Genomic DNA, 15,536 nt, shown 5'->3' on the forward strand with positions numbered 1-15,536 from the left:
ATTGGAACAGCTAAAGAGAGAGAAGAGAAGGTAAAGTATCTCTTAGATAAAGTAGGCTTACAGCCAAACTATGCGAAAAGATATCCCCATGAGTTCAGTGGGGGTCAACGCCAACGGGTAGGAATAGCAAGAGCTTTGGCAGTAGATCCCAAGATAATCGTCTGTGATGAGCCAGTATCAGCCCTTGATGTATCGGTACAGGCACAGGTAGTCAATTTGATGCAGGATTTACAAGAGGAGTTAGGGCTGACCTATATCTTTATTGCCCATGATTTGAGTGTAGTTCGCCATATCAGTGATAGGGTAGCAGTAATGTATTTAGGTAGAATGGTGGAACTAGCCGATAAGGATGAATTGTATAATAATCCAAAACATCCCTATACCAAGGCATTATTATCAGCGATCCCAATCCCAGATCCAGAGAAGACAAGAGAGAAGATAATTCTAAAGGGAGATGTACCAAGTCCAATCAATCCACCAAGTGGCTGTCCTTTTCATACAAGGTGCCCTTTTGCTACAATAAGAGTAGTTGAGTTGGAGTTGAGTTTTTAGACTAGTATAAGTAAATACTTTCATAAGTCAGTTGAAGACTTAATAGTAGAGTTGAGATTATAAGGAGGTCAATCGCATGAGTAGTGTAGTAGAAGAGTGTGTTTTATATGACTTGACCAAGAAGGAGAAGGTGATTTATTTAGCCCAAAAGGATCCTTTTTTAAAAGTAGAAAGGATTTCCCAGTTGGCTGAAACAACCCCCCATTATGTCAGAACAGTTTTATCAGAAGCTAATTTATCATTAACTAAATTAAGAAAGCAGTATGCTCAAAAGCTAAAAGATAAGAGAAGAGCAAATAAGTTGTTGTTAGATATTCTTTCTACTGATAAATTTGATAAATTAGATGTGACTAAAGAAAAGGGAGCAGTCTTAAATAAAGCTGGATATTATTCTGATTTAATCAGAGGGGGCAGAGATCTTTTAGAGAGAACGGTAATATTTAAAGAAGAAGGACTCCCAATAATGATAAATACTACTTTTATCTCTGATGGGCTACAGAAGTTTGATGAATTAAATAATAGAAAAGATCTTTTGATTTCAGAGAATAAGGTCAGAGTAGAGATGAGTAGTGATATTGTAGCAAAGTTATTGGAAATTAGTAGTGGAGTTCCTGTTTTGATTTTAGAGAAAGAGATTTATATTTCTAAAAAATTAAAAGGTTTTGATTTACTTTACATGATTCCAGAGAGGGTAGAGTTGTTACTAAAAGAGAATAATCACCAGATATCAGTAGTCAAATGTAAGCATTAGTGACTATAGCAGTTAGCCTAATATAGTTGGTTAGCTGTTTTTTATTTCATCTAAAAATTGTTGACAAGCGATGTTAATTTTATTATAATTAAAGATAAATGAGAATAATTTGGTTAATTTATAATTATTTATTTTTATCCTAATCTGAAGTAATTACTTGAGATTATTTCGATTATGGTATATATTTTTTGAAGACAAGATGACTTACATAAGTGTGCATAGTTTGTAATATTTTAGAATTGATTATGTTATTAGAAGAAATGATGGAATAGAGGTAAAAATCGATACTTTTAGGAATCTGAAATCAGTAGTCAGGAATCAGTTATAAACACTGGTTCCAGATTTCTGATTCCTGACACAAAAGTGTCGTAATACACCTATAGCCTAATATTATTAATTTTAAGATTTACTTGTATAAGTAAGTAATTAATGTAAATCTAGATAAAGATAATAAGTGGTTACTGCTTAGTAATCTAGTAAAAATAATTATAAAATTCAATTAAAAATGGGATATTTATAATGAAGGTCTCAATAAAGTAGTCAACTACTTTATTGATAAATTAAAATTATCAAGGAGGAAATAATTAAAGATGATGAAAAAACGTTTAAGTATATTACTAGTATTAGCTTTAATGGCGGTTTTTGTTGTTGCATGTGGAGGAAATCAAGAAGGAAAAGTAGACAAAAAGAATCAAAATAAGCAAAAAACAGTTAAGAATTTAACTGAAGAAGAGAAAGCTGGAGGTACTTTCTATGGTAGATTACCATCTGATCCACCAGAATTAGACCCAGCTATGTCAACAGATAGTACATCGAGTAGAGTGATTAGAAATATATTTGATGGTTTAGTTCAATTTGATAAAGACTTAAATGTAGTACCAGCTATAGCTAAGGACTGGAATATAAGTGAAGATGCCTTAGTTTGGACTTTTAAATTAAGAAAAGGTGTTAAGTTTCATAATGGAAGAGAAGTAAAAGCTGATGACTTTGTTTATACCTTTACTAGAATTCTAAATCCTAAGACTAAGTCTCCTCGTACATGGTTATTTGAAGGTGTTAAGGGAGCTAAAGAATTTATAGAAGGTAAAGCTGACAAAGTAGCAGGTCTAAAAGCTGTTGATGATTATACTTTCCAAATTACTTTATCTAGACCTTTCACTCCATTTTTATCAGTATTAGCAATGGAGAATGCTTATGTAGTACCTAAAGAAGAGGTTAAAAAATATGGTGAAAACTTTGGTCAACATCCAGTTGGAGCAGGACCATTTAAATTTGTTGAATGGAAACATGATTCTGAAGTTATACTAGAAAAAAATGAAGATTATTATGTGCAAGGTAAGCCTTATTTAGATAAGGTTGTATATAGAATTATTACTGAAGGTGCTTCTGCTTTTGCAGAATATGAACAAGGTAATATCTATCAAATGGATAGTGATATTCCAGATGGTCAAATTGACAGAGTAATGAATCCAGATGGAGAGTTTGCTAATGACTTTATTAAAGTAGATAGATTAGGAACTTATTATTTTGGTTTCAATACTCAAAAGAAACCTTTTGATAATAAGAAGGTACGTCAAGCTCTTAATTACGCTGTAAATAAGAAGGTTATTGCAGGGGTTGTCAAGAATGGAACTGTAAATCCAGCTTATAGTGTCTTGCCTCCTGGAATGCCTGGACATAACCCTAATTTAAAAGGATACCCATACAATTTAGAGAAAGCTAAACAACTATTAGCTGAAGCAGGATATCCAAATGGTTTACCAGGAACTTATGAATTGTCTTACAATACAAGTCAAGGGCATCAAAGAATTGCTGAGGCTCTTCAATCAAATTTAAAGGCAATCGGTGTTAATGTAGAGTTGATAAATATGGATTGGGGAACTTATATTGAGAAGGTAGATAGGGGAGAAACTGACATGTTCAGAATGGCATGGATTGGTGATTATCCAGACCCTGATAACTTCTTACATGTATTATTCCATTCTAAAAACTTTGGTTCTGGTGGAAACTACTCTTTCTATAAGAATACAGAGGTCGATAAGATGTTATCTAAAGCTCGTGGTATGAAGCCAGGTAAAGAGAGAATTGCTCTATACCAGAAAGCTGAAAAGCAGATTATTGAAGATGCACCATGGATTACAGTTTACTATTATTCTACACCAGTATTGGTTAAGCCTTTTATCCATAACTATGTAATGACAGGTCAAAATCCATTACCATTAACAAATGTCTGGATAAACCCAGATAACAGATAATTCTTAAAAAAGCAGTTGGCATTATGCCAACTGCTTTTTTAGATTAACCCTAAACTTAATCTTAATTTCTATGTATAAAATAGCATAAGTTAGGGATAATACTCCTAAGATGAAAGATATAAAAGGAGTGAAAACTATGAAGATGGAAGAGTTAACTAAAAAGGAACAGATTATTAATTTTGCTCGTCATGATCCTTTTCTAAAGATTAGTGATATAGCTGAGAATGTTGAGACTACCCCAAGATATGTAAGAACAATTTTATCAGAGGCAAATATATCTTTGATGGAGTTAAGAGAAAAGTATGCTCGTAACATGGAACAGCGTTTGGCAGGAAAGGAGAGTAACTTACAAAAGGCAACAGTACGCTTGTTAAAAGAGGATGGAGAGGTACAAGTTAGTGAGGTTATTCTACAGAGAATTTCAGGTTTTGAATGTCAAGATTTAATTAAAACCCATCCTGAGGAAGAATTATTTAAAATCACTCAGAAGAAACTAATAGATGGTAGACCTTATAGCTTACAAGAGGTTATCACTTACTTAAGTACTGATATCAATCAAGATAGAATCTCTAATTTAGATTCCTTGTATGAGTTATTTGGGAATAAAGGTGTTGAAGGTTTTAAGTTTAGAAGTAATGTAGTACAGCTAGAAAGATATAATCCTTTAATGGCAACTAGATTAGGTCTTAAAGAGGATGACCCAATTATCAAAAGTCAACGGATAATCTTGATTGATAAGATGCCAATTGGTGTAGAAAATTTCTACTTTGATGCCAATAGTATTCAACTGGTCTTCCCAGGAGAATTGGTAGTTTAGTATTGACTTTCATAGTGGATATGTTATAATTATAAAAGAATTGCCGAGATGGCGGAACTGGCAGACGCGTAGTGTTGAGGGCGCTATGGTCACTTGACCGTGTGGGTTCAAGTCCCACTCTCGGCACCAATAATTTCAGTTAACAGTTAAAAATTAACAGTGAATAGTCGTATATTGTTAGTCGGTGATTGGACAACGAGTCGTCGATTAAAATTTTATAGAAGAAACTTAGAAGCATACTCCAGATTTTTGGGGTATGTTTTTTTATTTAGTTATTTTTCTGTTTTATTGGAGGAATTTATTACTTAATGTATAATATATGATTATGACGACATAAAATAACAAATATCAGATAATTATGGATAGATGATCTGTTCTCATATTTATGTGATAGATACCTAGGAAGAGGTTAACCTCTTCCTTAATTAATATATAAATAAGTTAAAAAAGTATCAAAAATTAGGATTGAGTTTATAGTAAAAATATAAATTTAGTTATTAAATTTTAATTATTCAACAAGATATCTAAATAAAGGAGGATTTAAAGTAATGAAAAAAATCAAAGATTTAAGTATAGGTACTAAAATTGCTAGTAGTTTTGCAACTTTAATTATTTTGAGTATTATAATGGTTTTTGTAGGTTATTCTAGTCTAAAGTTGGTCTCTCATAAGGTTGACATCAGTGAAGAAGCAAATAATATAGCAGAATTGGTCTTGGATATGAGAATAAATGAAGTTGAATTTATGAGAACTGGTGCTAAAAGTAAGGGTGAAGAGGTAAATACTTTATTAGATAAAGCCATAAGTGAAATAGAAAATTTGAAGAAACAACTAGATCAAGAGGTGGAAATAAAGGAGGTTGAACAAATAAAAGGATCAGTTGAGGGATTTAAAACTGCCTTTAATGAATATGCCCAAAGTACTTATCAACAACAAGAGTATAGAAAAAGATTTGTTAAAGAAGAAGAGGAGATAGTTGAGCCTCTATATAGATTATCAACTTTGCAGAATCAAGAGTTAGAGGAACTCATAAAACTGAAAAAACCCTTGGCAGATATAGAAAGTAAACGTCAGAGTATATTGATAATTGAAAAGATAGTTAAATTTGTTAATGAAGTGGGTAAGCAAGAAAGAAATTTAGTAATCAATTTTGCTAATGACCAAAAAGAGCAAGAATACATTAATAAGACTTTAAATTACTTTGATAAAGCTCAATCGGAATTATTAAAGGGGATATTCAAAGAAGAGGTAGATATTAATAAAGTAGAAGAGTTAGTGAATGCTCTAAAAGATGAGAAAGAGGCTTTTAATGATGTGGTAGCTAGTGAATTGACAAAAAACAAGCAAAAAATAGATATGGTTCAATTGGGTGATGAGGTAGTTGCTAAGATTAAAGATTTATCTGATAAAAAAGAAATAGAGATTCAAGAAGCAGTAAAATCTGGAGTTATACGTTTAATAATAATATCAATAATTGGTATAATAATTGGAATTATTTTTTCTGTAGTAATTACTAAAGCAATTACTAAGCCGGTTATAAATGTTATGGAGTTTCTAAAAGATATGGCTCAAAGTGGTGGTGACTTAACTAAAAGGATTACTGTTAAATCTCAAGATGAGGTTGGGCGTTTAGGATATTGGTTTAATGCCTTTATAGATGAGCTACATAAGATTATCTTAAAATTGAGGGATGATTCTGAGGAGCTATCGGCTTATAGTGAAGAGTTATCAGCTTCCTCAGAGGAAGGAAGTGCAGGTATTGAATCTACTCGACAATTGATAGAGGGGATGGTTGCTAATATCCAACAGATATCAGCCAGTGCTCAAGAGGTAACAGGTTATGCTCAAGAAACCAGTGCCCAGACTGATTTTGGTAGCAGAAGTATTGAAAAGACTATAAGGAGTATTCAAGGTATTAATCATGCTGTAGAAAGGTCTGTTGAGTCTATAGTCAACTTAGAAGTCAACTCTCAAGAGATAGGTGAGATTGTAGAGTTAATTACTAATATAGCTGAGCAGACCAACCTATTAGCTCTAAATGCAGCTATAGAAGCAGCTAGGGCTGGGGAACATGGTATGGGATTTTCTGTAGTAGCTGAAGAGATTAGAGCTCTTGCTGAAGAAACCTCTAAAGCTACACAAGATATCTCTACTTTGGTTAAGAAGATTCAAAATCAAACAACAGATAGTATTAATACAATTAAAGAAGTAGAGAGAAAAGCTAATGAAGGGGAGAGTATTGCTCAAAAGACAGGTAGAGCTTTTGAAGAGATTAAAGGGGCAAGTGAACAGACCTCAGTTCATATTGAAGATACAGCTCAATCTACTCAGCAGTTAGTGGAAGATACAGATTTAATTACAAACTCAGCTGAAGATATTGAGCGGATGTCTACAGAGTTAAGTGTTTCTTCCCAAGAATTATCGAGTATGGCAGAAAGTTTACAGAGTTTAATAGGCAAATTTAAGATTTAAGAATATTTATTGTGATTTTGAAATTGGAGAGTATGGTTGTTAATTTCTATACTTAAAAGGAGGTTATAAAGGTGTATCTAGCTAGCTTAGATGAATTAAAAGAAGGAGATATACTTGCTAAGAAGATATATACTGCAGATGGTAAGTTATTATTAGAAGCAGGTAAAAGATTGAACAGACAGTATATTAATAAATTAAATACTCTTGGTCTAAATCAAATTTATCTTGAAGATGATAGGCTGAAGGAGATCAAGAAAGAGGATATTGAGATAATACCTGACAATATAAAAGAAGAAGCAATACTTATAGCTAGAGAATCTTTTAAGAGGATAAGCAGTGGTAATATTAAATTAAATCATAATGAACAAGAACAGCTATATAGAATAATTACTGATATAATTAATAATACAACTAGTAATAAGAAGATATTAAATTGCCTTAAAGATGTCCGAGTAGTAGAGGATGAATTATTTTTTCATTTGACCAATGTTGCTGTACTCTCTTTAGTAATAGGTGAGAAGCTAGGATATAATGAAGAAGCTCTCTTTGAGTTAGGAGTAGGTGCTTTCTTGCATGATATAGGTAAGATTAAGATTTATCCAAAAATCTTAAATAAACCTGATAAACTTAATGATGAGGAATTTGAAGAGATTAAAAAACATACAATCTATGGTTATGAGATTTTAAGTAATATGGAAGGGATTTCAGAATCATCAGCTCGCATCGCTTATTTTCATCATGAACGCTGTGATGGTTCGGGATATCCTAAAGGTATAAACAGAAGGTTTATAGATGAGTATGCCAAGATTGTAGCTATTGCAGATGTATTTGATGCTATGATGAATGATAGGGTTTATCGTAGCTCAATCAAAGTAAAAGAGGTAATAGAATACATGTACACTACCTTTACAGAAAATAAAATGGATAGGGATTTATTAGATGTATTTTTAAAGATGATAGTTCCTTATCCCCTAGGAACAAGGGTTAAGCTAAGTATTGGGTGTGAGGCAATAGTAACTAAGGTAAATGAAGCTATGATGTTTAGACCAATCGTTAAGGTTTTAAATTTTAGTGGATTGGATAGAGAGTTAGAGATTGATCTATCTGAGGATTTAGATATTGATATTATAGATGATTAAGTTGTTGAACCAAAAATTAATATTACTGAGAAGAAGAGAAGAGGAGAAGAATATTATGAATTTTATTCAAAGGTTCAAGACAAGTGTTTTGCTTAAGATGAGCTTATGTTTTTTAGTGATTATAGTCATTTTTGGTCTATTGGTAGGTTATAATATTAGAGAATTGATTATTAAAGATGTAGATTTATTTAAAACTTCAATCTTGGAAAAGGAGAAGCAGAGGGTAAAGGATGTAGTTGAATCTATGGCAGGAGGACTAGCTGAATTATATGAGTTACAAAAAGGTGCTGTCAGTGAAGAGCAAATTTTAAAGGTAATGAAAGAAGTAGCTGAAGGTGGTAAATTTGGAGAAGATGGTTATTTATATTTATATAATTATGAAGGTGATGTAATTGCTCATGGTTCTGATCCAGCTTTAGTTGGTCAAAATTTATGGGATTTTGAAGATGTAAAAGGAAATAAACCAGTTAGAGAGTTTATTAAAAAAGCTAAAGCTGGTGGTGGATTTGTTACATTTTACTTTAAAAACCCTAATACTGGAGAGGTTGAAAAGAAGTTTGGATATGCAGCTCCTATAGAAGGTACTAATTTGTGGATTGGATCTGGTACCTATGAATCTATAATTAGTTCATATTTGCATAAGCAGGAAGAGGAGATAAAAGGATTTACTGATATGATTATCAAGATTATAGTCATTGGTTTAATTATAACAATTATCCTACTCTTCTTTATTACCAATAGATTTTCTAAACAGTTAAATAAAAATATTGTTGAGATATTAAAAGGTCTAAAGAGAATGGCTTATGGTAACTTCAAGGTTAGGCTTGATATAGAAGGAGATAATGAGATGGGATTGGTTTCAGATGCTTTTAATAGGACAACTAAGCATATAAGCGAATTAATCAAAACTTTAGTATCATTAGCTAAAGAGTTATCAAGCCATAGTGAAGAGCTATCTGCATCGGCTCAAGAAGGTAGTTCTACAGTAGAGGAGACCAATTATTTAATTGAGAATATGTCAGCCAGTATTGAGCAGATTTCAATCAGTACCCAAGAGGTTAGCACCTTTGCTCAAGAATCTTCTAAGCAAGCTCAAGCTGGTATTATAAATATAAAAGAGACTGTAGATAGTATGGAAGAGATTAATCAGGTAGTCAAGAGAACAGTAAATATAATTAATGACTTAGATAATACTTCTGAGGATATTGGACAAGTTGTAGAGTTAATTAGTAATATAGCAGAGCAGACCAATCTATTGGCTTTAAATGCAAGTATTGAAAGTGCTAGAGCAGGTGAGCACGGACGGGGATTTGCAGTTGTAGCTGATGAAATACGTCAGTTAGCTGAAGAGACTGCTAAAGCAACAAGTGATATTGCTAATCTAGTAAAAAGAAACCAAGAGAAATCTGCAACTGGATTAGATGCCATTAAGCAAGTAGAGCTTAAAGCAATCAAGGGCCAGAAAATTGCTAAAAGAACAGATGAGATCTTTATGACAATCAATCAATCTACGGAACAAACATCTGCTTATATTCAAGAGACTGCTACTTCTACCAGAAATTTGGCTCAGACTAGCAATGAAATCAAGAATGCTACTAGAGATGTAGTTAATATGTCTGATGAAGTGACTAATTCTTCTCAAGAGTTAAGTAGGATGTCTGAGACATTACAAGAATTAATAGGTCATTTTAAAATTTAATATAGATTAGATATTTCGAGATAAGTTGATTATAAGACTAATAGCCCCCATTCAAGATGAATGGGGGCTATTAGTCTTATTTAAATAATTTTATAGATAATAAATATTAGTTATATGTAGATAATAATGATAGAAGTTAAAGTAGTGTTAAAATTAATTGATAAGTTATAAATGGAGGAGTATTTAATAATGATATTAGATAAATTTAAAAGATTGCTAAGTATGAAGAGCATAAAGAATAATAGAGAAAATAAAGAATCTATTAAAGCAATTCCTATCTCAAAGTCTTTAGATAAAAATAGGAGAACTTTAAAGAAGGTATTTTCACATAGTGATGATTTGATATATAGAGATATTTATTTGGAAAATAGCAATACAACTTTATTATTAGTATGTATTGATGGAATGGTAGAAAGAGATTTAATAGGCGAGCATATACTAACCCCTTTACAAGCAGAAGATAATAAGGAAAATAATAAGATTGATTTAAAAAAGAAGATTACCGAGAAATTATTAACAGTATTAGAAGTAGAAGTAACTAAGGATTTTAATAAATTAATTCGAGCATTGTTATCAGGCAATACCTTATTATTTATAGAAGGATATAATCAGGCACTTATGATTGGTACAACAGGGTGGGAGGCAAGAAGCATAGAATCGCCTTCTTCTGAAGAGACTATTGGTGGTTCCCGTGAAGGATTTGTGGAATCAGTTAAAACCAATATATCTTTGATTAGAAAGAGAATAAAGACTACTAACTTAGCAGTAGAATTACTAGAAGTAGGCTGTAGAACAAGAACTAATATAGCAATTATCTATCTAAAAGGTGTGATTAACCAAGAATTAGTTAATGAGGTGAGAGCTAGAATTAAAAGGATTGACACTGATGGCATAGTTGGTAGCGCCCAAATAGAGCAGTTGATAGAGAATCATAAATGGAGTATATTTCCTCAAGTTTTAGCTACAGAAAGAGTTGATAAGACTGTAGGGAGTATATTAGAAGGAAGGATTAGTATTATCGTAGATGGTACTCCCTTTGTGTTAATTGCACCTATAACCTTTGCTACCTTTTTAAATAGTCCTGACGATTATTATGAAAGAAGTATTACTAGTTCAGTTATGAGAATTATCAGATACATAAGCTATTTCTTAACAACCTCACTTCCAGCTCTTTATTTAGCTTTAACAGCCTACCATCCTGGGATGATACCAACTCCTTTAGTTTTAACAATAACCTCTAGTAGAATGGGGTTGCCCTTTCCTACTATTATAGAGGTTTTAATTATGGAATTTACTTTAGAGATCTTAACAGAGGCTAGTATTAGGTTACCTAGACCTATTGGGCAGGCAGTAAGTATTGTAGGCGGCTTAGTAATTGGCCAGGCGGCTGTACAGGCTGGAATTGTCAGCCCTTTAATAATAATTATAGTCTCATTAACTGCTTTAACCTCTTTTGTAATACCTGTATATAGTTTTACCTTAAGTAATAGATTAATCAGATTTCCTTTGATAATTATGGCAGGGTTAGCAGGATTATATGGCATCTTTATGGGCTGGATTTTTATACTTATTCATCTTGCTTCTTTAGAGAGTTTTGGGGTGAGATATCTTGGTGATTTTTCTCCATATAAATTAGAGCATTTAAAGGATACTATTATTAAAGTACCGCAAAGTTGGATGATTCAAAGACCTGAGGTATTAAACGTTGAGGATACTAAAAAACAAGATGTTGAAAAGGTTAGGATGATAGTTGATGAGTAAAGAACTAGAGAGTGTCAATATTCTTTCTTTTATTATTCATGGAATGATTAGTATCAGGCTTCTAAGTATACCACGGGCTATTGTAGAGTATGCAGAGAATGATAGCTGGCTGTCAGTATTGTTTATGGGAGGATATGCTTTATTAATAGGCTATTTGTTTTACTGGTTAGGAACTAGATATAAAAATTTTACATTTTCTCAAATTTGTGAAAAAATATATGGAAAGTTTTTAGGTAAAATTATCATTATTGGAATTGGTGTTTATACTATAGTTTCTTTTAGTTTGGGGATCAGACTTTTTACCGATGGTATTCGGATTTTTTTATTGGACACAACACCAATAATATTTATTATAAGTATTATGATACTAGCTTGTTTATATTGTTTGTTAAAAGGAATTAGAACAATTAGTATTGTTTTAGATATGTTATTGCCCTTGGTATTAGGTTTTATTTTATTGTTAGTCTTTTTATCCTTAAAAAATATTAGATTTATTCATTTGAGACCAGTTTTTTATAATGGAGTTATACCAATACTAAAGGGGGCTCGTGAGATGGGAGATCCTTTTTTAACGGTGGGGATTATTGGTTATGTACTCCCTTATTTTAAAAGCTTTAAAAAGATGAAAAAATGGATAGCAATTAGTGTTAGTATCAGTGTAGCTGTATATACTATAATTTTATTGCTGTGTATTATGGCCTTTGGTAGTACTGAAGTCAAGTATTTGATATTTCCTACTATTACTTTATCTAAATCGATAATGCTAGAAAGCAATATTCTAGAAAGAGCTGAAAGTTTATATATGGCAGCTTGGATCCCTATTACTTTTAGTACTTTATTACTATTTTACCTAGCTTCTACACTCAACTTAAAGGCTCTTTTTAATACACGAAAGGATAGAATTATTATATTCAGCCAAATCCCATTCTTTTTCTTAATAGCTTTATATCCAGATAATATTTCAGAGGTCTTCTACTTTATAGGTTGGAATGAAGATTTAGGGCAGTTACTAATTTTTTTAATAGTCCCTTTAGCAGCAATTATTCAATTTTTTAAGGAAAGGAGTAAAGATTAAAGATGAAAATTTTTTTAATCAGATATTTTAAAGTATTTATAAGTTTATTATTTCTAATTTCCTTAATAGGTTGCTGGGATTATAAAGAGATCGAAAATCGAGGCTATGTTTTAGGGATAGCTATCGATAAACCCAAGCCAATTCCTAAGGGTTATGAGGAAGAAAAGTCCTATCAACAGGAGGTTAAATTAGAAAAGATGGAATTACAACAGGAAAAGCCTAAATATGCTTATACAGTCCAAATTCCAATCTTACCCAAGGCTCAAGTAAAACCTATTGGCGGAGGAGGAGGTGGTGGTGAAGGAACTAGGTCCTGGGATTTAACCTTATTGGGTAATTCTTTTTTTGAAGCAAATCGAGAGTTTTCTACTAGATTAAATTATTCACCTTTTTATGAGCATTTAAAGGTTATAATCATTAATGAAAAAATTGCTAGAGAGGGGATTATTCCTCCTTTAGATATGATTTTACGGGACCCGGAGATGAGAAGGAGGACTAAGGTTTTTGTCACTTCTGAAGAGGCACATAAGATATTAGATGTTACACCAAGGATAGATGATTATGCTGCTACCTACTTAGCTGACCTACCTAGGAATGCTAATAAAACATCTAGAATGCCCCATATTACAGATTTGGGAGAAGTTGCCGAGAGTCTTCATTCACAGATTGATTTTGGTTTGCCAATAATTATTTCTACTGAAGATGAAATTAAAGTAATAGGAGCAGCAGCTTTTAAAGGGGATAAGATGGTGGGAAGATTAAATGGAATACATACTATTTATGCCAAATGGATTAGAAATGCAGTTAAAGGTGGAGTTATTGTAATCAGAGCTAGCCACAATCCTAATATTCTATTAACCTTAGAGCTAAAAAAAGTAAAGACAAAATTAAGACCAATTGTAGATGGGGATAATATTAAAATATCAATTAAATCTAAGGCTGTGATTAACTTAGCTGAAGAATCAGAAACTCGTTATAAAGATGCTTTAAAGCAAGCCTTTATAAAAAGTATTGAAAAAGAAGCAAAGATTGAAATTGAAAGCAATATTAAAGAAACAATTAAATATGTACAACAGGAATTAGGAGCTGATGTCTTTCATTTTAAAGTTATTTTACAAAAGTTTGCCCCTAAGACTTGGGAGCAGATTGAGGATAACTGGTATGAAGTTTTTAGAAGTATGGAGACTATAGTTGATGTAGATGTTAAGTTACAGTATATTGGAACCGTAAAGTAGTCAACTACTAGAGGCTGATTTAAAGTATATTTTTCAGCTATTAAACTATAAACTTTGAAATACTTTGAATACTAAAGTATGAAAAAAAGCAAATTAAAGTATAAGTGACCTAATTATTAACATAATTTAAATTGCAAATACAAGTGAGATATTATATAATAAAGTTGATAGTAGCAATCATTATTATTAAAAGGAGGACTATTAATGAAGATAGCAGTTATAGGGTGTACACATGCAGGAACTGCTGCTATAGTCAATGCAGCTAAGTTATATCCAGAGGCAGAGATAACCGTTTATGAGAGAAATGATAATATTTCATTTCTATCCTGTGGTATCGCATTATATGTTGGGGGTATAGTAAAAGATGTACAAGGTCTATTCTATTCTTCACCAGAGGAGTTAGCCGATTTAGGAGTTAGAACTAAAATGGGTCATGATGTATTAGACGTAAATATAGATAGTAAGAAACTTAAAGTTAAAGATTTAGATAGCGGAGAAGAGTTTGAGGATGATTTTGATAAGCTAATTATCACAACAGGCTCATGGCCAATCATTCCTAATTTAGAAGGAATAGACTTAGGCAATATAGTCTTATCTAAGAACTTTTATCATGCAAATGATATTATCGAGAAAGCCAAAGATGCTAAGAACGTAGTAGTAGTAGGTGCTGGTTATATAGGAGTGGAACTAGTAGAATCCTTTGAAAGAAATGCTAAGAATGTAACTTTAATAGATATGGAAGATAGAATTTTAAGTAAATATCTAGACAGAGAATTTACTGACGTGGCTGAACAGGCCTTTAAAGAACATGGAGTAACTTTGGCATTAGGCGAGACTGTCAATAAATTTGAAGGTAATGAAGGCAAGGTTACAAAGGTGATTACAGATAAAGGTGAATATGAAGCTGACTTAGTAATTATGTGTATTGGATTTAGGCCAAATACAGAGTTATTTAAAGGTCAGATAGATATGTTAGATGATGGTTCAATTAAAGTTGATAATTATATGCGTACTAGTAACCAAGATGTATTAGCAGCAGGTGATTGCTGTGCAGTTAGATACAATCCTACAGAAGAGTATAGATATATCCCATTAGCTACTAATGCAGTTCGTATGGGAACATTGGTTGCTAGAAACTTAGTAGAAGAGAGAACAAAGTATATGGGAACTCAAGGTACTTCAGGTATTAAGATCTACAAGCATAATATTGCTGCTACAGGGTTAACAGAACTATCAGCTAAAGAAGCAGGTCTTGAAGTAGATACAGTAACTGTTACAGACAATTATCGTCCTGAATTTATGCCTACATATGATGAGGCCATCTTGAAGGTCGTTTACGAAAAAGATACTAAAAGAATTGTAGGGGCTCAGCTGATGTCAGAGACAGATTTAACCCAATCTATCAATACCATGTCAGTTGTAATCCAGAATAAGATGACTGTAGATGAGTTAGCCTTTGTTGACTTCTTCTTCCAGCCACACTTTAATAAACCATGGAATCTACTCAATTTAGCAGGGTTGAATGCTGAATAATATAGTTATCCAACTTTAGAATAAAACAATAGAAAGGTAGTGTGATAATTTTTGGAATCGGGAATCAGTAATCGGGAATCAGTTATAAACACTGGTTCCAGATTACTGATTACCAACATGAAAGTATCTCATTTCCTCTATATAATCTCATATTTAAATTACATTCTAAAGTTGTTTATCTATATAGATCTCCAAGTCTAAAATGAAATAAATCAAAACCTTTCATACCTCACTCTAACTCTCTCCTA

Annotated in this window: 11 protein-coding genes and 1 tRNA gene; all 12 read left to right on the forward strand. The window is 32.1% G+C overall.

Features of this window, described 5'->3' with window-relative positions:
- The coding region (locus ACTCDL_RS08215; RefSeq protein WP_463175706.1) for an oligopeptide/dipeptide ABC transporter ATP-binding protein at positions 1 to 552 on the forward strand (552 nt) is incomplete at its 5' end.
- A gap of 76 nt (positions 553 to 628) precedes the next feature.
- Positions 629 to 1,303 (forward strand): hypothetical protein, encoded by a 675-nt coding sequence (locus ACTCDL_RS08220; protein ID WP_463175707.1) that lies wholly within the window; start codon positions 629 to 631, stop codon positions 1,301 to 1,303.
- A 590-nt stretch (positions 1,304 to 1,893) separates the two neighbouring features.
- A complete protein-coding gene (locus ACTCDL_RS08225; protein ID WP_463175708.1) occupies positions 1,894 to 3,558 on the forward strand; it encodes an ABC transporter substrate-binding protein in 1,665 nt (554 codons plus the stop codon).
- Between the two features lie 136 nt (positions 3,559 to 3,694).
- Positions 3,695 to 4,375, forward strand: a complete 681-nt coding sequence (locus tag ACTCDL_RS08230) for a GntR family transcriptional regulator (RefSeq protein ID WP_463175709.1) — start codon at positions 3,695 to 3,697, stop codon at positions 4,373 to 4,375.
- Between the two features lie 42 nt (positions 4,376 to 4,417).
- A tRNA-Leu gene (locus ACTCDL_RS08235) sits at positions 4,418 to 4,504 on the forward strand.
- A gap of 419 nt (positions 4,505 to 4,923) precedes the next feature.
- The gene (locus ACTCDL_RS08240; RefSeq protein WP_463175711.1) at positions 4,924 to 6,846 is read left to right on the forward strand and encodes a HAMP domain-containing methyl-accepting chemotaxis protein; all 1,923 of its coding nucleotides are present in this window, start codon (positions 4,924 to 4,926) and stop codon (positions 6,844 to 6,846) included.
- 71 nt (positions 6,847 to 6,917) lie between these two features.
- A complete protein-coding gene (locus ACTCDL_RS08245; protein WP_463175712.1) occupies positions 6,918 to 7,985 on the forward strand; it encodes an HD-GYP domain-containing protein in 1,068 nt (355 codons plus the stop codon).
- Positions 7,978 to 9,684: a methyl-accepting chemotaxis protein gene (locus ACTCDL_RS08250; protein ID WP_463175714.1), complete on the forward strand. Its 1,707-nt coding sequence runs from the start codon at positions 7,978 to 7,980 to the stop codon at positions 9,682 to 9,684. Before ACTCDL_RS08245 ends, ACTCDL_RS08250 begins: the two co-directional genes overlap by 8 nt.
- A 189-nt stretch (positions 9,685 to 9,873) precedes the next feature.
- The gene (locus ACTCDL_RS08255) at positions 9,874 to 11,445 is read left to right on the forward strand and encodes a spore germination protein (RefSeq protein WP_463175716.1); all 1,572 of its coding nucleotides are present in this window, start codon (positions 9,874 to 9,876) and stop codon (positions 11,443 to 11,445) included.
- Positions 11,438 to 12,520: a GerAB/ArcD/ProY family transporter gene (locus ACTCDL_RS08260; RefSeq protein WP_463175717.1), complete on the forward strand. Its 1,083-nt coding sequence runs from the start codon at positions 11,438 to 11,440 to the stop codon at positions 12,518 to 12,520. The genes ACTCDL_RS08255 and ACTCDL_RS08260 overlap by 8 nt, the downstream gene beginning before the upstream one ends.
- A gap of 2 nt (positions 12,521 to 12,522) precedes the next feature.
- The gene (locus tag ACTCDL_RS08265) at positions 12,523 to 13,755 is read left to right on the forward strand and encodes a Ger(x)C family spore germination protein (protein WP_463175718.1); all 1,233 of its coding nucleotides are present in this window, start codon (positions 12,523 to 12,525) and stop codon (positions 13,753 to 13,755) included.
- A gap of 204 nt (positions 13,756 to 13,959) precedes the next feature.
- The gene (locus ACTCDL_RS08270; RefSeq protein WP_463175719.1) at positions 13,960 to 15,288 is read left to right on the forward strand and encodes an FAD-dependent oxidoreductase; all 1,329 of its coding nucleotides are present in this window, start codon (positions 13,960 to 13,962) and stop codon (positions 15,286 to 15,288) included.
- The last annotated feature ends 248 nt before the right edge of the window (positions 15,289 to 15,536 follow it).

The sequence above is a fragment of the Orenia sp. genome, assembly GCF_055140805.1.